Source organism: Pseudomonas sp. LBUM1649 (assembly GCF_059716155.1).
Map to the genome: position 1 here is coordinate 6,339,357 of NZ_CP166807.1, position 20,349 is coordinate 6,359,705.

Annotated in this window: 18 protein-coding genes and 1 pseudogene; 6 read left to right on the top strand and 13 right to left on the bottom strand. The window is 59.5% G+C overall.

Annotated features, from left to right (window positions below):
- Positions 1 to 2: 2 nt before the first annotated feature.
- From ACA058_RS29460 to ACA058_RS29470, 3 genes are all read right to left on the bottom strand, one after another.
- Positions 3 to 929 (bottom strand): SdiA-regulated domain-containing protein, encoded by a 927-nt coding sequence (locus ACA058_RS29460; RefSeq protein WP_497637044.1) that lies wholly within the window; start codon positions 927 to 929, stop codon positions 3 to 5.
- Positions 930 to 1,097: 168 nt separating this feature from the next.
- Positions 1,098 to 1,763 (bottom strand): fumarylacetoacetate hydrolase family protein, encoded by a 666-nt coding sequence (locus ACA058_RS29465; RefSeq protein WP_497637045.1) that lies wholly within the window; start codon positions 1,761 to 1,763, stop codon positions 1,098 to 1,100.
- Between the two features lie 36 nt (positions 1,764 to 1,799).
- On the bottom strand, positions 1,800 to 3,194 hold the full coding sequence (locus ACA058_RS29470) for a D-2-hydroxyglutarate dehydrogenase (RefSeq protein ID WP_497637046.1): 1,395 nt from the start codon (positions 3,192 to 3,194) through the stop codon (positions 1,800 to 1,802).
- Positions 3,195 to 3,556: 362 nt separating this feature from the next.
- Here ACA058_RS29470 and serA point away from each other — a divergent pair, with 362 nt between their 5' ends.
- Entirely contained in the window at positions 3,557 to 4,786 is a 1,230-nt protein-coding gene (gene serA / locus ACA058_RS29475) for a phosphoglycerate dehydrogenase (protein ID WP_020797315.1), read from the top strand.
- A 127-nt stretch (positions 4,787 to 4,913) separates the two neighbouring features.
- Here the strand turns inward: serA and ACA058_RS29480 are convergent, their stop codons facing one another.
- Entirely contained in the window at positions 4,914 to 5,339 is a 426-nt protein-coding gene (locus tag ACA058_RS29480; protein ID WP_497637047.1) for a DUF4399 domain-containing protein, read from the bottom strand.
- A gap of 135 nt (positions 5,340 to 5,474) precedes the next feature.
- On the opposite strand from ACA058_RS29480, the gene ACA058_RS29485 reads away from it, so the two are divergent.
- Positions 5,475 to 6,059 carry a transporter substrate-binding domain-containing protein gene (locus ACA058_RS29485; protein ID WP_497637048.1) on the top strand — a complete coding sequence of 195 codons (585 nt, stop codon included), beginning with the start codon at positions 5,475 to 5,477 and terminating at the stop codon, positions 6,057 to 6,059.
- A gap of 123 nt (positions 6,060 to 6,182) precedes the next feature.
- Here ACA058_RS29485 and ACA058_RS29490 read toward each other — a convergent pair whose 3' ends face one another.
- Together ACA058_RS29490 and ACA058_RS29495 are read right to left on the bottom strand one after the other, a co-directional pair.
- The gene (locus ACA058_RS29490; protein WP_497637049.1) at positions 6,183 to 6,668 is read right to left on the bottom strand and encodes a 2-thiouracil desulfurase family protein; all 486 of its coding nucleotides are present in this window, start codon (positions 6,666 to 6,668) and stop codon (positions 6,183 to 6,185) included.
- 2 nt (positions 6,669 to 6,670) lie between these two features.
- On the bottom strand, positions 6,671 to 7,303 hold the full coding sequence (locus tag ACA058_RS29495) for a 2OG-Fe(II) oxygenase (protein WP_497637050.1): 633 nt from the start codon (positions 7,301 to 7,303) through the stop codon (positions 6,671 to 6,673).
- A 108-nt stretch (positions 7,304 to 7,411) separates the two neighbouring features.
- Between ACA058_RS29495 and ACA058_RS29500 the strand changes: the two genes are divergently transcribed.
- Complete coding sequence (locus ACA058_RS29500; protein ID WP_497637051.1) at positions 7,412 to 8,164, top strand: DUF2059 domain-containing protein; 753 nt, start codon at positions 7,412 to 7,414, stop codon at positions 8,162 to 8,164.
- A gap of 111 nt (positions 8,165 to 8,275) precedes the next feature.
- On the opposite strand, the gene bipL is transcribed toward ACA058_RS29500, so the two are convergent.
- On the bottom strand, positions 8,276 to 9,223 hold the full coding sequence (bipL, locus tag ACA058_RS29505) for a phospholipase BipL (RefSeq protein ID WP_497637052.1): 948 nt from the start codon (positions 9,221 to 9,223) through the stop codon (positions 8,276 to 8,278).
- A 95-nt stretch (positions 9,224 to 9,318) separates the two neighbouring features.
- Between bipL and ACA058_RS29510 the strand changes: the two genes are divergently transcribed.
- The 3 genes and pseudogenes from ACA058_RS29510 to ACA058_RS29520 all read left to right on the top strand — a co-directional run bounded on the left by ACA058_RS29510 (position 9,319) and on the right by ACA058_RS29520 (position 13,254).
- Entirely contained in the window at positions 9,319 to 9,900 is a 582-nt protein-coding gene (locus ACA058_RS29510) for a DUF6436 domain-containing protein (protein WP_497637053.1), read from the top strand.
- 109 nt (positions 9,901 to 10,009) lie between these two features.
- On the top strand, positions 10,010 to 12,421 hold the full coding sequence (locus ACA058_RS29515; RefSeq protein WP_497637054.1) for a penicillin acylase family protein: 2,412 nt from the start codon (positions 10,010 to 10,012) through the stop codon (positions 12,419 to 12,421).
- A 553-nt stretch (positions 12,422 to 12,974) separates the two neighbouring features.
- Positions 12,975 to 13,254: pseudogene (locus ACA058_RS29520) on the top strand (hypothetical protein).
- Positions 13,255 to 13,387: 133 nt separating this feature from the next.
- Here ACA058_RS29520 and ACA058_RS29525 read toward each other — a convergent pair.
- The 6 genes from ACA058_RS29525 to ACA058_RS29550 all read right to left on the bottom strand — a co-directional run bounded on the left by ACA058_RS29525 (position 13,388) and on the right by ACA058_RS29550 (position 20,336).
- Entirely contained in the window at positions 13,388 to 14,275 is an 888-nt protein-coding gene (locus ACA058_RS29525) for an ABC transporter permease subunit (RefSeq protein ID WP_497637055.1), read from the bottom strand.
- Positions 14,272 to 15,192 carry an ABC transporter permease subunit gene (locus tag ACA058_RS29530; RefSeq protein ID WP_497637056.1) on the bottom strand — a complete coding sequence of 307 codons (921 nt, stop codon included), beginning with the start codon at positions 15,190 to 15,192 and terminating at the stop codon, positions 14,272 to 14,274. Before ACA058_RS29530 ends, ACA058_RS29525 begins: the two co-directional genes overlap by 4 nt.
- Positions 15,189 to 16,331: an ABC transporter ATP-binding protein gene (locus tag ACA058_RS29535; RefSeq protein WP_497637057.1), complete on the bottom strand. Its 1,143-nt coding sequence runs from the start codon at positions 16,329 to 16,331 to the stop codon at positions 15,189 to 15,191. Before ACA058_RS29535 ends, ACA058_RS29530 begins: the two co-directional genes overlap by 4 nt.
- Positions 16,332 to 16,404: 73 nt before the next feature.
- Complete coding sequence (locus ACA058_RS29540; RefSeq protein WP_497637058.1) at positions 16,405 to 17,502, bottom strand: polyamine ABC transporter substrate-binding protein; 1,098 nt, start codon at positions 17,500 to 17,502, stop codon at positions 16,405 to 16,407.
- A gap of 187 nt (positions 17,503 to 17,689) precedes the next feature.
- Entirely contained in the window at positions 17,690 to 18,802 is a 1,113-nt protein-coding gene (locus ACA058_RS29545; protein ID WP_497637059.1) for a polyamine ABC transporter substrate-binding protein, read from the bottom strand.
- A gap of 169 nt (positions 18,803 to 18,971) precedes the next feature.
- Positions 18,972 to 20,336, bottom strand: coding sequence for an aspartate aminotransferase family protein (locus tag ACA058_RS29550; RefSeq protein WP_497637060.1), 1,365 nt, complete (start codon positions 20,334 to 20,336; stop codon positions 18,972 to 18,974).
- Positions 20,337 to 20,349 lie beyond the last annotated feature (13 nt).

Genomic DNA, 20,349 nt, shown 5'->3' on the forward strand with positions numbered 1-20,349 from the left:
GATTACTTCTGTTTTTCGAACCGGTAAAACAGGTTTGGCTCACTCACGACGTAAATCGTACCGGCCTCGTCCATGGTCACGCCTTCAGCCCTCGGGATGGTCTTTTTCAGGCCGTTGAAGCCACCCAGCAAGGTGATGAAGCTCACCTGCTCGCCTTTCTCGTCCAGCTCCAGCAACAGGTGGGAGTCAGCAGACAACACCAGGGTGTGGCCGGTCCGCGGATCGATGGCCAGGGCTGACAGGTTGCGGATGTCCAACTCATCACTGGCAAGCTTTTGCTTGTCACCGGTGAGCGTCTTGCCGTCTCCCTTCCAGGTGAACAGCGCGGGCGGACGCTCTTCGCCCAGCAGCAATTGCTGATTGCGCGCATCCCAGGTGACGGCCTCGAAGGCTTTGTTCTGGTCTTTGGAAGGGCCAAGGTCGTACTTCGCAAAGTCAGCGATGTTCAGCTCGCGAGTCTCGGCATCGACCTTGACGAGGGTCACCTGGTGGTCACGCTCATCGACAATGGCCAGCATACCGTTGCCCAGCGCTGTCACCCCTTCAGGATTGCTCCAGCCTACCAACGGCATTTTGCGTAACACATCGCCTTGCAGCGATAACTCGGCCAGGAACGGGTTTTTGCCCATCACCGAAAACAGGGTTTTGGTCTGGGCATCGTAGGTGACGTCCGACGCTTCGTCCTTTTCCATGCCCGGCAGTGGCTTGGCGTCGATCACCGCGTGGTAGTCCGGCAGCCAGACGCTGCCCTGACGCTCGGCGGGGCTTTCAAAACGCTCCAGCACCCAGAGCACGCCGCGGTCATCCCAATGCATGGCAAACGCCAGGCCATAGGCGGCGGCGACCACCAACAACAGCCAGGAATACCAACGCAGGGCAAAGCGCGAGCGACGGGCAGGTTTAAGCGACGAGAGCGGTTGAGTGGCCATCAGGGCATGCGTTCCAGAAATTCAGGCTTGGGGTCCAACTTTTGGGGGTCAGTTCACCCTGTGGGAGCGAGCTTGCTCGCGATGGCGGAGCAACAGCCAACATAGATGTTGAATGTTATGGCCTCATCGCGAGCAAGCTCGCTCCCACAGGGTTCATCAGTGTTCGGACTAGCAAACGCTGCTGGTAAAGCTGCTGGCGCCTGGAAGTTCCAAGACGATCTCGTCGCCGACATTCAACGGCCCCACGCCCACTGGCGTGCCGGTGAGGATCACGTCACCGGCCTGCAGCGAAAAGCAACCGGCCATGTGCTGGATCATCGGTACGATCGGGTTGAGCATCGCACTGCTGTTGCCATCCTGGCGCACTTCGCCGTTGATGGTCAGGCGAATGCCGATGTCGGTCAGGTCGGCGAAGGTGCTGCCGGAGACGAACGGTGCAATCACCGCCGCACCGTCGAACGACTTGGCGATTTCCCAGGGCAGACCCTTGGATTTCAGCTCGGCCTGTTTGTCGCGCAGGGTCAGGTCCAGGGCCGGGGCGAAGCCGGAGATGGCGTCCAGCACTTCTTCAACGCTTGGTTTGGTCGACAAAGGCTTGCCAATCAGTACCGCGATTTCCGCTTCGTAATGCACCGAGCCACGCTCGGTCGGAATGCTGAACCCGCCTTCCAGCGGCACCACACAACTGCCCGGCTTGATGAACAGCAGCGGCTCGGTCGGTACCGGGTTGTCCAGTTCCTTGGCGTGTTCGGCGTAGTTACGGCCGATGCACACCACTTTCCCCAGCGGGAAGTGAATACGCGTACCGTCGACATACTGGTGCTGATAGCTCATTACCGCCTCCTGCTGTCCTGCACTTAAGTTAGAAAATCAAACAGCGAAAATCTTGCCCGGGTTCATGATGCCGTTCGGGTCGAACACCGCCTTGACGGCTTTCATGTACTCGATCTCGACCGGGGAGCGGCTGTAGGTCAAGTAATCACGCTTGGTCATGCCCACGCCGTGTTCGGCGGAAATCGAGCCGTTGTACTTCTCGACGGTTTCGAACACCCACTTGTTGACGGAGGCGCACTTGGCGAAGAACTCGTCCTTGCTCAGGTTATCCGGCTTGAGGATGTTCAAGTGCAGGTTGCCGTCGCCGATGTGGCCAAACCAGACGATTTCGAAGTCCGGGTAATGTTCGCCGACGATCGCGTCGATTTCCTTGAGGAACGCCGGGACTTTCGACACGGTCACCGAAATGTCGTTCTTGTATGGCGTCCAGTGGGAAATGGTTTCGGAAATGTATTCGCGCAGTTTCCACAGGTTCTGCAACTGGGTTTCGCTCTGGCTCATCACGCCGTCCAGGACCCAGCCCTGCTCGACACAGTGCTCGAAAGTTTCCAGAGCGTGATTGGCCACTTCTTCGGTGGTCGCTTCGAATTCCAGCAGCGCGTAGAACGGGCAATCGGTTTCGAACGGCGCCGGCACGTCACCACGGCCCATGACCTTGGCCAGGGCTTTGTCGGAGAAGAACTCGAAAGCGGTCAGGTCGAGCTTGCTCTGGAAGGCATGCAGCACTGGCATGATCGAGTCGAAATCGGCGGTGCCGAGGACCATCGCAGTCAGGTTTTTCGGCGCGCGATCCAGGCGCATGGTCGCTTCGACCACGAAACCCAGGGTGCCTTCGGCACCGATGAACAGCTGACGCATGTCGTAGCCGGTGGCGTTCTTGATCAGGTCGCGGTTCAGTTCCAGCACGTCGCCCTTGCCGGTGACGACTTTCATGCCGGCCACCCAGTTACGGGTCATGCCGTAGCGAATCACCTTGATCCCGCCGGCATTGGTGCCGATATTGCCGCCAATCTGGCTCGAACCTGCCGAAGCGAAGTCCACCGGGTAGTACAGGCCCTTTTCTTCGGCCACGTTCTGCAGATGCTCGGTGACCACGCCCGGCTGGCAAACGGCGGTGCGGTCGGTCAAGTTCACGTCGAGGATCTGGTTCATGTAGTCGAAGGACACGACCACTTCGCCATTGGCCGCCACCGCAGCGGCGGAAAGGCCGGTGCGGCCACCGGAAGGCACCAGCGCCACCCTGTGTTTATTGGCCCACAGGACAATGGCCTGGACCTGCTCGGTGGTCTTGGGGAACACGATGGCGGTCGGGGCCGGTGCGAAATGCTTGGTCCAATCCTTACCGTAAGCATTCAGGGAGTCGGCATCGGTCAGCACCTTGCCAGGCTCAACCAGGGTCTTCAGCTCATCAATCAGGGCAGGATTGGTCATCGACAGAACTCTCGAACAATTCATGGTCATCCTGAGAACGCTTCACGTCGCAGGAATGAGTGTTTAGCGGGGTGCATATGCTAGCATACCGACCCCGCAGCATAGTGCCCAACGGCTGTTCTGCGGTGACGGCATTCTTGCCGTCCGGGTCAGCATTCAGTGCCCTGCCTTACACGTACGTTCCTCTTTTGACGAGTGGCTGTTGCCGTCAAGCAAGGCGCCGCGACGAGTCATAGCTCGCTATGGCGAGGAGCGGCAACGCAGCATGACGGCAACAGACGCCGTCAAAAAGGAACAGTACGTGTAAGGCAGGGCACCTTGACCATTCCTGCCAATTTTCTCCGGGATACAGGTTTACGCAGATGAGCAAGACTTCTCTCGATAAGAGCAAGATCAAGTTCCTTCTTCTCGAAGGCGTCCACCAATCGGCTGTCGACGTCCTCAAGGCGGCGGGCTACACCAGCATCGAGTACCTCACAGGTTCTCTGCCGGAAGCCCAGCTCAAGGAAAAGATCGCTGATGCTCACTTCATCGGCATTCGCTCGCGCACTCAACTGACCGAAGAGATCTTCGATCACGCGAAGAAGCTCGTGGCTGTAGGGTGTTTCTGCATCGGCACCAACCAGGTCGACCTGAGTGCTGCCCGCGAACGCGGTATCGCCGTGTTCAACGCGCCGTACTCCAACACCCGCTCCGTTGCCGAGCTGGTGCTGGCCGAAGCGATCCTGTTGCTGCGCGGTATCCCTGAGAAGAACGCTTCCTGCCACCGTGGCGGCTGGATCAAGAGCGCGGCCAACTCCTTCGAAATCCGCGGCAAGAAGCTGGGCATCGTCGGTTACGGCTCGATCGGCACTCAACTGTCGGTCCTGGCGGAAGGCTTAGGGATGCAGGTGTACTTCTATGACACCGTGACCAAGCTGCCACTGGGTAACGCCACCCAGGTCGGCAACTTGCACGAACTGCTGGGCATGTCCGACATCGTGACCCTGCACGTACCGGAAACCGCTGCCACCCAGTGGATGATCGGCGAGAAGGAAATCCGCGCCATCAAGAAGGGCGGCATCCTGATCAACGCCGCGCGCGGCACCGTGGTCGAACTGGACGCCCTGGCGGACGCGATCAAGGACAAGCACCTGATTGGCGCGGCCATCGACGTGTTCCCAGTGGAGCCACGCTCCAACGACGAAGAGTTCGAAAGCCCGCTGCGTGGCCTGGACAACGTGATCCTGACGCCGCACATCGGTGGTTCTACCGCCGAGGCGCAGGCCAACATCGGCCTGGAAGTGGCTGAAAAGCTGGTCAAGTACAGCGACAACGGTACTTCGGTATCGTCGGTGAACTTCCCGGAAGTGGCCCTGCCGGCTCACCCTGGCAAGCACCGTCTGCTGCACATCCACGAGAACATCCCGGGTGTGATGAGCGAGATCAACAAGGTCTTCGCCGAAAACGGCATCAACATTTCCGGTCAATTCCTGCAGACCAACGAGAAAGTCGGCTACGTGGTAATCGACGTAGACGCCGAGTACTCGGACCTGGCGCAACAGAAGCTGCAACACGTCAACGGCACCATCCGTAGTCGAGTGTTGTTCTAACAGCAGTTGTAGGAGCGAGCTCTGCTCGCGAAAAACGTGCAGGCAACACGAGCACCGAGACTGCACACGTCATTATTGGCGTCCAGTGCTGTGAAAAAGGGAGCCCCAGCGAAGCGGGCTCCCTTTTTTATTTCACATTAACGGTGATCTTCTCCGATACGATGGGTGGATCGAACGGCCTGTGGCTGCTGTCGCCCAATTCCAGCTGCAAGGTATGCTTGCCCGGCGTCAGCTTTACTTCAGCCTGGGTCTGCGCCTTGCCGAAGTGCAGGTGGTTGGCATCGTTCGGGATCGGCTGGCCAGCTGCCGGCAGTTCATCGACATCGATCAGCAGGTGGTGGTGACCGGTGTTCTTGGTGACATCACCCGCAGGTGCCAGCGCAATGTTCTCGACAGCGAACTTGACCACGACAGTCTGCGGGACCGTCGCACCGTCTTTTGGAGAAACGATGGACACTTCAGCACCCTTGGGAGCTGGCGTTGCAGCACTGGCCAACATTGAAACGCCCATCAGCAGGCCAGCCAAAGCAGCACGTGACATAAAGGTTTTCATTCTCTTCTCCAGTTTTTCCGTAAAATTCGCGTGACCATCACAACTTCATGGTCAATCGTTGTCGAAGGCACTCGACAACCATAGCAAAGCGAGCCTGATCCAGAGCGTCGCCATAATGATTTCAAAGGAGTGACCATGCGTTTTCTGCCTGGCCTGATCTGCCTGCTACCCCTTTTGAGCCCGCTGGCTCATGCCGAACTGATTGACGACGTGAACGATCGCGGTGAGTTGCGCATTGCCCTTGAGGCTAATACACCCCCATTCAGCTTCAAGGAGGATGGCAGGCTCGCGGGCTTCGAAGTCGAGCTGGGTCAACTGCTGGCCAACGAACTGGATGTGCGCGCCGACTTTGTCGTTACCGACTCCAGTGATCTGCTGACCGGCGTGGAAAGTGGCAAATACGACATCGCCATCAACCACATTGCAGAGACCCCGGCGCTCACGGATCGTTTCGACTTCAGCGAACCTTACCTGCAAACCAAAGCGCAATTGATCGCGCAGAAAGAAGAGCCGCGCTCGATACTGCTGGTGCAGTCGTTGACAGAGGAAAAGCCGAAAGCCGTCCAGGCCGTCAGCCTGGCGATTCCGTTCCAGAAGGGTAACCCGGCGTTTCACGCCAGCCTGGAAAGCGCGTTGCAGCGGATCAAGGCGGATGGCCGGCTGGAGGCGCTGGAGCAGAAGTGGCTTGGAGCGGATGCCGGTGTGGCACCGAAACCCTGAGTCGCAAGCTAAACCTGTGGGAGCGAGCCTGCTCGCGAATGCGTAGTGTCAGTCGACACTAGCGTTGTTTGACACACCGCTTTCGCGAGCAGGCTCGCTCCCACAGTGGTTTTGTGTGGGTCGTTAATTGAGTGCTGCCAGTGCCTGAGCCGCTTCAGCCAGCTCCAGCTCACTGAAGACTTGAACGCCATGGCGCCGGAGCAGCGCCGCCGTCACGCCTTCGCCACTGACCTTCACCCCACTGAACGTCCCGTCATAGGTCAGCAGATTGCCGCATGAGGGACTGTTGGCCTTGAGCACGGCAACGCGGATGTCGTGCTGTTGCACCAGTTCCAAGGCTTGATAAGCCCCTGACAGAAACTGCGCGCTGACGTCCTCGCCCTCGGTGGTGATCACCAAGGCCTGGCCATCAAGCACTTCACCGCCCTGCCCGCCGGGAATTTCCGCCGCCGCCCGTGGCGTCGGCAGGCCACCGGCGACTTCCGGGCACAACGGCACGACCCGACCTTCGTCGATCCACCGCTGCAACTGATCGAAAGGCCCGCTGGCCCCGCCGTCATAACGTACGCGGTGACCCAGCAGGCAGCGGCTTACCAGTATTTTTTGCATGATCAGAACGGCTCGTTGCCTCGACGCCGGAACCAGCCGGTCAACGACAGGCGCTCACGACTCGCAGGCAGGACTTCATGGGGAACCTCCCCCGACAGGAACACCACCAGGCATCCACCGACGGGTACCACATCGTATTGCGCACCTTCGTCCAGGTACATACGCAACTGACCGCCATGCTCAGGCAACCAGGCGTCATTGAGGTAGACCACGGCCGACACCATGCGCCGGTCGTCGTCACGAAAACGGTCGACATGCTTGAGGTAGAAAGCGCCGGGGGGGTACATCGCGAAATGGCATTCGAAGTCTTCAAGGCCCAGGAACAGATCGCGGTTCATCGCCTCGCGCAGGCTGTTCATCAACTCTAGATAGCTGTTGCAGGCCAACGAATCACCCGGCTCGATCCATTGAATGTGGTCGCCACGGACGCCTTCACGAATCTCCGATGTCGACCCACGCCCCACGGCGGCCGGGGCCAATTCACCCTCGGCGGCACGTTTACGGCACTCAATCGCCAGTTCCCGGGTCAGACCCGGAGGCAGGAAAATATTCTGCTGCGACCAGCCATTGGCAGCCAGGTCGTCGACGATTCGTAACAGCAGCGGATGATCAGAAGGTATTTGCATGGCGCGCATAGTATTCCTGCGCCTGAAAATCCGACAGAGCCACGCAGCGGGTTGATACGAATTCTCGACAAGACTGTATGCCGCACGGAGAATAGTCGCCTGCTGACAGGAGTCCCTATGCGCCGTTTGCTTTTCTCCCTGCTGATGCTCTGTGTTATGCCCGCCTGGGCAGACGGCCACGACCAACTGTACAAGGTCGCCGGCTGGCCAGAACAACGCGCGCATTTCAACGACGCCCTCTCGGCCGCTCAACAGCGCTACCAAAGCAGCCTGCCACCGGCGGTTTTCCAGGCGTTGGTAAACAACAGCAATCAGCGTTTCGCGCCCAAGGCCGTGGACCAGCGTGCCGAAGCGCAGCTGCGCAAGAACCTCGCCGATCCGAAACCGGCGCTGGCGTTCTTTCAATCGCCGCTGGGCAAGAAAATCGTCGCCGCCGAATTGCTCGCGACCCGCCGCGATCAACTGGCGAAAAACGCCAAGGGCTTGCCCAAGATGCAGGCCAGCGACAGCCGCCTGCTGATCATCGGCCACCTGGCCCAGGCCCTGCCTGCTCGCGAGGCCGGCGCGGAAGTCAGCCTGGCGATTGCCGGTGTCGCAGCCGACAGCCTCAGCTCGATGATCCCCGGTCTGCTCGGCGCCGGCCAGACCCAAAGCATGCTGAACGGGCAGCGTCAGCGCTTGATGGACCAGATCGGCAGCGACCTGAACAACACGCTGCTGTACGTCTATCGCGACCTGTCGGATGAGGAACTGGAAGAATTCGCCACGTTTGCCGAGTCGGCTGAAGGCAAGGCCTATTACCAGGCGGCGCTGGCGGCGATTCGGGCGGGGTTGGCGGTGGGGCAAAGTACTTCAAATCTCAGCCAGTGATTTTTGGCGATAGTTAGATCGCTATCGCTAGCAGGCTAGCTCCCACAGGGGGCCGGTGCACGCAGATCCATTGTGGGAGCCAGCCTGCTGGCGATGAGGCCCTGACAATCGCTACAGATTCCGCCCCTTGATCCGCTTGGTCAAAAACCCGAAATACTCCCCGCGCAACACCAGCGTTTCATTTGCCAGATGATGCCGTGCCTCAGGCAGCATCAATACCTGTGGCCGATCAAACTTGCCCCGCAGGACTTCGAGGTTATGTTGCCAATCCACGGTCATGTCCGCCTGCCCCTGCACAATCAGCGGTCTCCTGGTACTTGCCGGCGCCGCTTCGACGCGCTTGATCCAGCGCGCCAACGCCCCCACCCACGCCGTTGGCAGTCGTAGCGGCTGCAACGGATCGGCTTGCAGGAACGGCAAGAATTCGGGGTCGTTGGAGTTCTCGCTAAATCGTCGGGCGATGGCTTTGACGAAAGGTCTGAGCAGGTAATAGCTCAGTTGCGACCAGCCCCATGCCCGTGGCCGCACCAGCGGCGCCAGCAGAATCACCTGGCCCTGGGCCGGACTGCCTGCCCCCGCATTGAGCACATGATCAATCACGATTGCGCCACCGGTACTCTGCCCGCACAGGTGCCAGGGTTGTGGCAAGTCGAGCGATTGTGCCTCGGCAAACAACCCTTGCAGGGTGTCCTGATACTCGGCGAAGTCCTTGATGCTCGCCCGCTCGCCACTGGAAAGTCCATGGCCCGGCAAGTCGCAGGCAATCACGGCGAAGCCTTGCTCCAGCGCCCACTCGATCACATGCCGGTACAGACCGGTGTGGTCGTAAAAACCGTGAAAGACAAACAGCGTCGCCTTCACCTGCTCTGGCCACCAGACCTGGCTGACCACCTCATAACCATCGACCTGAAAACACCCCAGGGCGCTGCGTACATTGCGCGTCGAGAAATCCAGCCCATAAAACCGTTGATAAGCCTGGGCTTCCGCTGACAACGGCTGCCCATGCGCCAGCGGCCGCAGGCTGGCACGCAGATGGTCGGGGTCGAAGGTCACTGACATGGGCATTCCAGAGGACGAAACGGACTTTGTAGACCTGCGATATTCATCTGTCGCGGCAAGCATGGCAAGCTAGCCGGCCCTCAAGGAGTGACTCCATGCGCTCGCCCTATCGCGCCACCCTGCTCGCCAGCCTGCTCGCCCTCGTGTGCGCCGGGGTGCTGTGGGCCGCCTACGATTGGTTTCAGGGGCGCTATCTGCGGGCATTCAGCGAGCACACGGCGATGTTCTCCGGTGATCCGCTGCGCCTGCCCGACACCCTTGCCGGCCCCGGCGCCATCCGTCTCGTGCACTTCTGGGACCCGGCCTGCCCCTGCAATGTCGGCAATCAACAACACCTCAGCGAACTGGTTGAACGGTATGAGCCGCAGGGCGTGGAGTTTTATGCCGTGCAAAAGCCGGGCAGCCACGGTCAGTTGCCAGGCACCTTAAACACGTTGAAGCCCCTCAGCGTCCTGCCCGGCTCCGAACAGATCCCCGCCAGCCCCGCCGTGGCGATCTGGGATCGCAACGGCAAACTCGCGTACTTCGGGCCCTACAGCGAAGGTTTGACCTGCAATTCCAGCAACAGCTTTATCGAGCCGATCCTGCAAGCGTTGAACGAAGGCCGCGAAGTGAGTGCCACGCACACACTGGCGGTGGGGTGTTACTGCCCGTGGCCTGTCGTCCCGACGACGTAACGCAGACAGCAGACGAGAATCCCTCCTACGGGCGATGGGCCAAACCGGCTTGTCATGTTAAACAGTCTCGCCAGGGAATTGCTGTCACCAATAACAATAAGGAGTCACCATGAAACGTAGCCTGACCGCGCTCGGTTTGCTGATCGTCGCGCTTGCCGCAGGGGCCGGCTGGTACGTCTACAGCAAGCAGCCGTCACGCCAGGGCATGGTGGAACTGCAGCACCTGCAAGGTTCGGTCACCGTACGCTATGACGAGCGTGGCATCCCGCACATCCGTGCCGACAACGAAACCGACCTGTACCGCGCCCTCGGCTACGTCCACGCCCAGGATCGGCTGTTCCAGATGGAGGTTTTGCGTCGCCTCGCCCGTGGCGAACTGGCCGAGGTGCTCGGGCCGAAACTGCTCGACACCGACAAGCTGATGCGCAGCCTGCGCATTCGCGAACGCGCCGAAACCTACCTGGCGAACATGGACAAGCAATCGCCCGCCTTCCTTGCCCTGCAGGCTTACCTGGACGGCATCAACCAGTACCAGGACAGTCACGCCAAACCCGTAGAATTCGATGTGCTGGGCATTGCCAAGCGCCCGTTCACGGCGCAGGACACCATCAGCATCGCCGGTTACATGGCCTACAGTTTTGCCGCGGCGTTTCGCACCGAACCGCTGCTGACCTACGTGCGCGATCAATTGGGCGCCGACTACTTGAGCGTATTCGATCTCGACTGGCAGCCCAAGGGCGTGCTGGCGAACCGACACAGCGCGGCCCCGTCGCCCCTCGCCAGCGCCGACTGGAAAGACCTCAACGCCCTCGCCCGCCTGAGCGAACAGGCCCTGGCCGACAACGGCTTGCCGCAGTTCGAGGGCAGCAATGCCTGGGCGGTTGCCGGCAACCGCACCAAAAGCGGCAAGCCGCTGCTGGCCGGTGACCCGCACATCCGCTTTTCCGCGCCGTCGGTGTGGTACGAAGCGCAGCTCTCGGCTCCGGGCTTCGAGCTCTATGGCCATTATCAGGCCCTGATGCCGTTCGCTTCGCTGGGCCTGAACCGTGACTTCGGCTGGAGCATCACCATGTTCCAGAACGACGACCTCGACCTGATTGCCGAAAAGGTCAATCCGGACAATCCGAATCAGGTCTGGTATCGCGGCAAGTGGGTGGACATGGTCAGCAGCGAACAACAGATCGCGGTCAAGGGCCAGGCACCGGTCACCCTGACGCTGCGCCAGTCACCCCATGGTCCGATCGTCAACGATGCGCTGGGCAACAGCGTCAGCAAAACGCCGATCGCCATGTGGTGGGGTTTTCTCGAAAGCCAGAACCCGATTATCGAAGGCTTCTACCAGCTCAACCGCGCCGACACCCTGGCCAAGGCCCGTAGCGCTGCCGCCAAGGTCCAGGCTCCCGGCCTGAACATCGTCTGGGCCAATGCCAAGGGCGACATAGGCTGGTGGGCCGCGGCGCAACTGCCCAAGCGCCCTGCCGGGGTGCGCCCGTGGTTTATCCTCGATGGCAGCACCGCCGAGGCCGACAAGGACGGCTTCTATCCTTTCAGCGCCAACCCGCAGGAAGAGAACCCGGCACGGGGCTATATCGTCTCGGCCAACTTCCAGCCGCTGTCGTCGACGGGGATGGAGATCCCGGGTTATTACAACCTCGCCGATCGAGGCCAGCAGCTCAATCGCCAGCTCAGCGACAAGAACGTCAAGTGGGATCTGGAAAACAGCCAGAAGCTGCAACTGGGCACCACCACCGCCTACGGCACGCGTCTGTTGGCACCCCTGCTACCGACCCTGCGAGAAGTGGTCAGCGATCCTGCAGAGCTCAAGTTGGTGGATCAACTGGCCCAGTGGAAAGGCGACTATCCGCTGGACTCGACCAGTGCCACGCTGTTCAACCAATTGCTGTTCAACCTGGCTGACGCGGCGATGCGCGACGACCTGGGCAATGACTTCTTCGAAACGCTGCTCTCGACCCGGGTGATCGATGCCGCTCTGCCGCGCCTGGCGGCGACGCCGGATTCACCGTGGTGGGACAACCGCAATACCCTCGGCAAGGAAACCCGCGCCGATACCGTCAAAGCTGCATGGCAGGCCAGCATCGCCCACCTCAAGGCCACGTTGGGTGCCGATTTCTCGCAATGGCAATGGGGCAAGGCGCACACGCTGACCCACGGCCACCCGCTGGGGCAGCAAAAGCCGCTGGACCGGCTCTTCAATGTCGGTCCGTTCGCGGCCCCCGGCACCCATGAAGTGCCGAACAACCTGTCGGCCAAGATCGGCCCGGCACCGTGGCCGGTCACGTACGGCCCATCCACACGGCGCCTGATCGACTTCGCCGACCCGGCCCACAGCCTGACGGTCAACCCGGTCGGCCAGAGCGGCGTGCCGTTCGACAGTCACTTTGACGATCAGGCTGAGGCGTACATCGAGGGGATTTACTTCCAGGCGCACCTCAATGATGAAGAGGTGACGGCCAATACGCGCAGTACGTTGAAGCTGATGCCGGCGCGTAGTGCTCATTAAATTTTTATTGGCTGGACTGGCCCCATCGCGAGCAGGCTCGCTCCCACAGGTGACCGAGTTATCCAGACAGACACGGTCTAATGTGGGAGCGAGCTTGCTCGCGATGGGGTCCTGTGAGGCGACAAAAATCCTGGCTCAGATCATCGCCGCAAAATTCTGTGACTGCCCGCCCCCCGCCGAGGTGAAAAGCTCGCCGTCCTGAACGTAAAGCCGATCGGCTTCGACCTGAGTCGTCGGACGAATCATCTCCAGGGCAAAAGTCTCGCGCCCTGTGGTGAGGGGATTTATCCCCGTTGGGCTGCGCAGCGGCCCCAAAAATCTTGGGAGCGCTGCGCACTCCAACGGGGCGGTGCGACGTTTCGCTAAATCCCCTCGCCACAAAAGCCCATTCAATTTGAGCAACCCTAGCCAATCCGAGGGCAACTAGCGAGGTTGGCGCGATATGCACGCTCATTGGCAAGGATCGCAGCCATGGATCGATTGTTCCATTTGCGGGCTGCGAACAGACTTTAACCCTCGGCGCCGCCTCGGCGTTCACTTTGAGGAAAAGCCCATGAGCACCACCATCGCCGGCATCAAAATCCCCGACAGCGCCTTGGCCAAAGCCACCACCGAATACATCCGCGACATCGAATCCGACCTGCTCTACCACCACTCGCGCCGGGTGTTTCTGTTCGGTGCGCTGAGCGGCGAGCGCAAGTGCCGACGGCTTGCGCCATCGTCCGCAGACCACATTCGGCAATGTGAAGACCGATGTATTGATGGATCAGGAGCCGGGGTTCAAACCGATGAATTTTGTCGATGTCATCCGCAAATCCCCTTGGATTGCCTGACCCCACATGATCGTTCCCACGCTCTGCGTGGGAATGCAGCCCGGGACGCTCTGCGTCCCATCAAGAGCCGAACGCGGAGCGTCCGTTGAGGCATTCCCACGCAGAGCGTGGGAACGATCATCATCTTTAGCTGTTAAGCCGCTTCCGGCTGCGCGCGACGCACGTCCGGTTGCTTCCACGAATCGGCAGCGCTTTCATCGATGGCTTGCTGGATCGCACGCTTGCGGGCTTCTTCGGCGCGACGGCTGAAGAACCAGACCAGGAACGTCATCAGCGACACTGCCAGCAGAATCAGGCTGGCCACGGCGTTGATCTCGGGTTTCACGCCCAGGCGCACCGCCGAGAACACTTCCATCGGCAAGGTCGTGGAACCCGGGCCCGACACGAAGCTCGCCAACACCAGGTCATCCAGCGACAAGGCAAACGACATCATGCCGCCGGCGCCCAGGGATGGCGCGATCATCGGGATGGTGATCAGGAAGAACACTTTCCATGGCCGTGCACCCAGGTCCATGGCCGCCTCTTCGATGGACAGGTCCAGCTCACGCAAGCGCGCCGACACCACCACCGCCACATACGCCGCGCAGAACGTGGTGTGGGCGATCCAGATGGTGACGATGCCACGTTCCTGTGGCCAGCCGATCATCTGCGCCATGGCCACGAACAGCAGCAACAGCGACAGACCGGTGATCACTTCGGGCATCACCAACGGCGCGGTGACCAGGCCACCGAACAGCGTGCGACCCTTGAAGTGGGTGATACGGGTCAGGACGAATGCCGCCAGCGTACCGAGCGCCACCGCCGCAATCGCCGTGTAGCAGGCGATTTCCAGCGAGCGCACCACCGAGCCCATCAATTGGGTGTTGTCCATCAGGCCGACGTACCACTTGATCGACCAGCCGCCCCACACCGTCACCAGTTTCGAGGCGTTGAAGGAGTAGATCACCAGGATCAGCATCGGCAGATAGATGAACAACAGACCCAGTACCAGCATCAGGCTGGAGAAACGGAAACGTTTCATTCTTTACCCTCCATTTCCTTGGCCTGACTGCGGTTGAACAGAATGATCGGCACAATCAGGATCGCCAGCATCACCACCGCCAGGGCGGATGCCACCGGCCAGTCACGGTTGTTGAAGAACTCTTGCCAGAGCACTTTACCGATCATCAGGGTCTCCGGACCGCCGAGCAGTTCCGGGATCACGAACTCACCCACCACCGGGATGAACACCAGCATGCAGCCGGCGATGATGCCGTTTTTCGACAGCGGAATGGTGATCTTCCAGAAGCTGTTGAAGGTGCTCGAACCGAGGTCGGACGCGGCTTCCAGCAGACTGTTGTCGTGCTTCACAAGGTTGGCGTACAGCGGAAGGATCATGAACGGCAGATAGGAATACACCACGCCGATGTAGACGGCGAGGTTGGTGTTGAGGATCTGCAGCGGCTCGTCGATCCAGCCCATGGTCATCAGGAAACCGTTGAGCAGGCCGTTGTTGCTGAGGATGCCCATCCACGCGTAGACGCGGATCAGGATCGCGGTCCAGGTCGGCATCATGATCAGCAGCACCAGCACCGTTTGCATCTCTTTGCGGGCACTGGCAATGGCGTAGGCCATCGGGTAGCCGATCAGCAGGCAGAGGATGGTGCTGATCAGCGCCATCTTCAACGAGCCGAGGTACGCTGCGATGTACAACTCGTCGCCGGCCAGCATCGCGTAGTTGCCCAGGTTGAGCAGCACCTGCAGCTTCTGTTCGGCGTAGCTGTAGATTTCGGTGTACGGCGGAATGGCCACGTCGGCTTCGGCGAAGCTGATCTTCAGGACAATGAAGAACGGCAACATGAAGAACAGGAACAGCCAGATGAAGGGAACCCCGATGACCAGCTGACGGCCACCGGGAATTATTCGATTGAGGCGGCGTTTGAATTTGCGCATGTTCATGAGCGAAGCACCACGCCACTATCGTCTTCCCAATACACGTACACCTGGTCACCCCAGGTCGGCCGCTGGCCACGGCGCTCGGCGTTGGCGACGAACGACTGGACGATTTTGCCGCTCGGCAGTTCGACGTAGAACACCGAGTGACCGCCAAGGTAGGCGATGTCGTGGACCTTGCCGCTGGACCAGTTGTATTCGCAGGTCGGCATGGTCGGGGTCACCAGCAGTTTTTCCGGACGGATCGCATAGGTCACGGACTTGTCCTGCACCGAGGTGCTGATGCCGTGGCCCACATAGATCCTCCGGTCGAGGTCCTTGCAGGTGATGATCGCGTGGCCTTCGGCGTCGTCGATCACTTCACCGTCGAAGATGTTGACGTTGCCGATGAATTCGCAGACCAGGCGGCTGGTCGGGGTTTCGTAGATGTCGATCGGGCTGCCGATCTGGGCGATCCAGCCCAGGTGCATGATCGCGATGCGCTCGGCCATGGTCATGGCCTCTTCCTGGTCGTGGGTCACCATGACGCAGGTTACGCCGACGCGCTCGATGATCTCGACCAGCTCCAGCTGCATTTGCGAGCGCAGTTTTTTATCCAGCGCGCCCATCGGCTCGTCGAGCAACAGCAGCTTCGGCCGCTTGGCCAGCGAACGGGCCAGGGCCACACGTTGGCGCTGGCCACCGGACAACTGATGCGGCTTGCGTTTGGCGTACTGGCTCATTTGCACCAGCTTGAGCATATCGGCCACGCGGGCATCGACTTCAGCGGCAGGCAGTTTGTCCTGCTTGAGGCCGAAGGCGATGTTCTGCGCCACGGTCATGTGCGGGAACAGGGCGTAGGACTGGAACATCATGTTGATCGGCCGCTCGTACGGCGGCATGTCGGTGATGTCTACGCCATCGAGGAAGATCCGCCCCTCGGTCGGTCGTTCGAAGCCGGCGAGCATGCGCAGCAGGGTGGATTTGCCCGATCCCGAACCGCCGAGCAAGGCGAAAATCTCGCCTTTCTTGATTTCCAGGGACACGTCGTCCACGGCAATCGTCTCGTCGAACTTCTTCGTGACCCGGTCGATTTTGACCAGCACCTGTTTAGGTGACTGGTCGCCCTCGAGGGCTTTCTTATAGGCGCCGGAGGCAACTGCCATTTACGAAACTCCCAAAAAAAAAGAGTGCAGTTCGCTCAAGGTGAGCCAACCTTGGATAGTTTGAGCCTTGAAGCTATTTGCCCGACTTGACCTTGGTCCAGCTGCGGGTCATCAAACGTTGAATGTTCGGCGGTAACTCGATGGACACGTAGGTCTTGTCGAGCACTGCCTGCGGTGGATAAACCGCTTCGTCGGTGCGAATGGACTGTTCCATCAGTTTGTCCGACGCCGGGTTAGGGTTGGCGTAGCCGACGTAATCGCTGACCTGGGCGATCACCTCAGGTTTCAGCAAATAGTTGATGAACGCGTGCGCCTCCTTGGCGTTGGCCGAGTCCTTCGGAATCGCCAGCATGTCGAACCACAGCGCACCGCCTTCCTTGGGAATCGAGTAGGCGATGTTCACGCCTTTCTTCGCTTCGGCCGCTCGATTGCGGGCCTGGAACATGTCGCCGGAGAAACCGATCGCGATGCAGATATCGCCGTTAGCCAGGTCCGCGATGTATTTAGAGGAGTGGAAGTAAGTTACATAAGGCCGTACCGCCAGCAACTTGGCTTCGGCCTTTTTGTAGTCCTCGGGGTTGGTGCTGTTGGCATCCAGGCCCATGTAGTTGAGGACCGTCGGCATCATTTCATCAGCGGAGTCGAGGAACGCCACGCCACAGCTGTGCAGCTTCTTGATGTTTTCCGGTTCGAATACCGCAGCCCAGGAGTCGATCTTGTCGACGCCCAGCACTGCCTTGATCTTGTCGACGTTGTAACCGATGCCGTTGGTGCCCCACAGGTACGGCACAGCGTACAGGTTACCCGGATCGTTTTGCTCCAGGCGCTTGAGCAGGACAGGGTCGAGATTCTTGTAGTTGGGCAACAACGACTTGTCGAGTTTCTGGAAAGCACCAGCCTTGATCTGTTTGCCGAGGAAGTGGTTGGACGGCACGACTACGTCATAACCGGTACGCCCGGCCAGCAACTTGCCTTCCAGGGTTTCGTTGGAATCGAATACGTCATACACCGGCTTGATGCCGGTCTCTTTCTGGAAATCGGCCAGGGTGGTCTCGCCGATATAATCCGACCAATTATAAATATGCACTGTGCCGGCAGCCTGAACATTGACGGCAAGCGTCAACCCGGCAGCGACCAGCATGGCATTGCGCAACAAAGAAAAAATAGGCAAGTGGAGGTCCTCTAAAATGAGTTGGGCTCAAGTTGCCCCGCGTTACATGACAGCCATGGCTGCCTGGCAACAAACCGGCGCGCAACTTACCCTCGAAAAACCGTTCCAGCAAAACTTTCTGTCATTTAATTAATCCTGTTGTCGCCACCGCGCAGGTGGCAACAACAGGTTGTTGCATCAAACCGGCTTATTTACCGGATTTGATCTTGGTCCAGCTGCGAGTCATGATCCGCTGGGTCGCGGCCGGCAAATCGGCAATCGCGTACAGCTTGGCCAGCACGTCCGCTGGCGGGTAAATGCCTGGGTCGGCAGTGATTTCTTTTTCCACCAATGGCGTGGCGGCCGCGTTACCGTTCGGGAAGCGTACGGCGTTGGTGATTTCAGCCATGATTTCCGGCTTCTGCAGGAAGGTCATGAACTTGTAGGCGCCCTCGACGTTTTCGGCATCTTTAGGGATGGCGACCATGTCATAGAAGCTGCCGGCACCTTCTTTGGGAATGTTGTAGCTGACCTTCACTTTGTCACCGGCTTCAGCCGCGCGGGACTTGGCCTGGTAGATGTCGCCCGAGTAACCCACGGCCACGCAGATGTTGCCGTTGGCCAGGTCGGAGATGTACTTGGACGAGTGGAAGTAGCCTACCGAAGGACGGATTTTCAGGAACAGCGCTTCGGCTTCGGCCAGTTGTTTCTTGTCCTGGCTGTCGGTTGGATAGCCCAGGTAGTGCAACGCCACCGGAATCATCTCGGTAGGCGAATCGAGGAAACTGATACCGCACGACTTCAACTTGGCGGCGTTTTCAGGTTTGAACAGCAGGTCCCAGGAATTGGTCGGTGCGTCGGCACCCAGTGCTGCCTTGACCTTCTCGGCGTTGAAGCCGATACCGATCGAACCCCACATGTACGGAAAGGCGTGTTCGTTGCCCGGGTCGCTGACCGACACTGCCTTGAGCAAGTCAGTGTTGAGGTTTTTCCAGTTAGGCAGCTTGGATTTGTCCAGCTTCTGGTAAACGCCGGCCTTGATCTGCTTGGCCAGGAAGTTGTTCGACGGTACGACGATGTCGTAACCGGACTTGCCTGCCAGCAACTTGGCTTCCAGGGTTTCGTTACTGTCGAAGACGTCGTAAACGACTTTGATGCCCGACTCGGTTTCGAATTTTTTGATGGTGTCCGGAGCGATGTAATCGGACCAGTTATAGACGTGCAACACCTTGTCGTCCGCCTGAACCGCACCCGCCATAATGCCCATCAGGGACATGGCGAGGAGTGTCTTGCCAGCAAGCTTTTTTCCTAATGCCTTCATGCGTAATGCTCCAAATTTTTCTTTTTTGAACCACTTTGTTCAGCGGCCGAACCCGGACAACTGGAACCGCGGCTAGTCTGGCAAGATCCGAGGCGGTCTTTCAAGAAAAGGCCAACCTTTCTGACGGCTCTGAGCGAAAGTTTCATGACTCCCGCTCAGAGCCTAGCACTTAGGCCTGCAACGTACTCAGGGTCAGGTCCAGGCACTTGCGTGCCTTGGTCACCAACTCATCGATTTCCGCAGGCGTAATCACCAGCGGTGGCGCGATGATCATGGTGTCCCCCACGGCACGCATGATCAGCCCGTTATCGAAGCAGAACTGCCGACAGATCATGCCGACGCCCTTGCCTTCGTAGCGCTTGCGAGTGGCTTTGTCCTGAACCAGTTCGATCGCCCCCAGCAGACCGACCCCACGAACTTCGCCCACCAATGGGTGATCGTTCAGTTCCCGCAGACGTTTTTGCAAATATGGTGCCGTTTCTGTGTTCACGCGCTCGACAATTTTTTCGTCGCGCAGGATACGGATGTTTTCCAGGCCTACAGCCGCCGCCACCGGGTGCCCGGAGTAGGTAAAGCCGTGGTTGAAATCGCCGCCTTCGTTGAGTACTTCGACCACTTCATCGCGCACGATCAGGCCACCCATGGGGATGTAGCCGGAGGTCAGGCCTTTGGCGATGGTCATCATGTCCGGCTTGAGGTCGTAGAAATCGCTGCCGAACCATTCTCCGGTACGGCCGAAACCACAGATCACTTCATCAGCCACGAACAGGATGTCGTACTTGGCGAGGATTTCCTTGATGCGCGGCCAGTAGGTGTCTGGCGGAATGATCACGCCACCGGCACCCTGGATCGGCTCGGCAATAAACGCACCGACGTTGTCGACGCCCACTTCCAGGATTTTCTCTTCCAGCTGATTGGCGGCCCAGATCCCGAACTCTTCCGGGGTCATGTCGCCACCTTCGGCGAACCAGTACGGCTGGGCGATGTGGACGATGCCCGGAATCGGCAAGTCGCCTTGTTCGTGCATGTAGGTCATGCCGCCCAGGCTCGCGCCTGCTACGGTGGAACCGTGATAACCGTTCTTGCGGCTGATGATGACTTTTTTCTTCGGCTGGCCCTTGATCGCCCAATAGTGACGAACCATTCGCAGCATGGTGTCGTTGCCTTCAGAGCCGGAACCGGTGAAGAACACGTGGTTCATGCCTTCTGGCGCGACATCGGCGATGGCCTTGGCCAGCTCCAGCACCGGCGGGTGGGCGGTCTGGAAGAACAGGTTGTAGTACGGCAGCTCGCGCATTTGCTTGCTGGCGGCATCGGCCAGTTCATCGCGACCGTAGCCGATGGCTACGCACCACAGACCGGCCATGCCGTCGAGGATCTTGTTGCCTTCGCTGTCCCACAGGTAAACGCCCTTGGCGTTGGTGATGATCCGCGGGCCTTTCTCTTTCAGCTGCTTGAAGTCGCTGAACGGGGCCAGGTGATGATCGTTGCTCAGGGTTTGCCATTCACGGGTTTGCGGGTTGTTGCTGGTCATACGAATCTCCTAA

Coding starts and splice junctions, on each gene's coding strand:
- ACA058_RS29460 (WP_497637044.1), bottom strand. CDS start 929: ATGGCCACTCAACCGCTCTCGTCGCTTAAACCTGCCCGTCGCTCGCGC.
- ACA058_RS29465 (WP_497637045.1), bottom strand. CDS start 1,763: ATGAGCTATCAGCACCAGTATGTCGACGGTACGCGTATTCACTTCCCG.
- ACA058_RS29470 (WP_497637046.1), bottom strand. CDS start 3,194: ATGACCAATCCTGCCCTGATTGATGAGCTGAAGACCCTGGTTGAGCCT.
- serA (WP_020797315.1), top strand. CDS start 3,557: ATGAGCAAGACTTCTCTCGATAAGAGCAAGATCAAGTTCCTTCTTCTC.
- ACA058_RS29480 (WP_497637047.1), bottom strand. CDS start 5,339: ATGAAAACCTTTATGTCACGTGCTGCTTTGGCTGGCCTGCTGATGGGC.
- ACA058_RS29485 (WP_497637048.1), top strand. CDS start 5,475: ATGCGTTTTCTGCCTGGCCTGATCTGCCTGCTACCCCTTTTGAGCCCG.
- ACA058_RS29490 (WP_497637049.1), bottom strand. CDS start 6,668: ATGCAAAAAATACTGGTAAGCCGCTGCCTGCTGGGTCACCGCGTACGT.
- ACA058_RS29495 (WP_497637050.1), bottom strand. CDS start 7,303: ATGCGCGCCATGCAAATACCTTCTGATCATCCGCTGCTGTTACGAATC.
- ACA058_RS29500 (WP_497637051.1), top strand. CDS start 7,412: ATGCGCCGTTTGCTTTTCTCCCTGCTGATGCTCTGTGTTATGCCCGCC.
- bipL (WP_497637052.1), bottom strand. CDS start 9,223: ATGTCAGTGACCTTCGACCCCGACCATCTGCGTGCCAGCCTGCGGCCG.
- ACA058_RS29510 (WP_497637053.1), top strand. CDS start 9,319: ATGCGCTCGCCCTATCGCGCCACCCTGCTCGCCAGCCTGCTCGCCCTC.
- ACA058_RS29515 (WP_497637054.1), top strand. CDS start 10,010: ATGAAACGTAGCCTGACCGCGCTCGGTTTGCTGATCGTCGCGCTTGCC.
- ACA058_RS29525 (WP_497637055.1), bottom strand. CDS start 14,275: ATGAAACGTTTCCGTTTCTCCAGCCTGATGCTGGTACTGGGTCTGTTG.
- ACA058_RS29530 (WP_497637056.1), bottom strand. CDS start 15,192: ATGAACATGCGCAAATTCAAACGCCGCCTCAATCGAATAATTCCCGGT.
- ACA058_RS29535 (WP_497637057.1), bottom strand. CDS start 16,331: ATGGCAGTTGCCTCCGGCGCCTATAAGAAAGCCCTCGAGGGCGACCAG.
- ACA058_RS29545 (WP_497637059.1), bottom strand. CDS start 18,802: ATGAAGGCATTAGGAAAAAAGCTTGCTGGCAAGACACTCCTCGCCATG.
- ACA058_RS29550 (WP_497637060.1), bottom strand. CDS start 20,336: ATGACCAGCAACAACCCGCAAACCCGTGAATGGCAAACCCTGAGCAAC.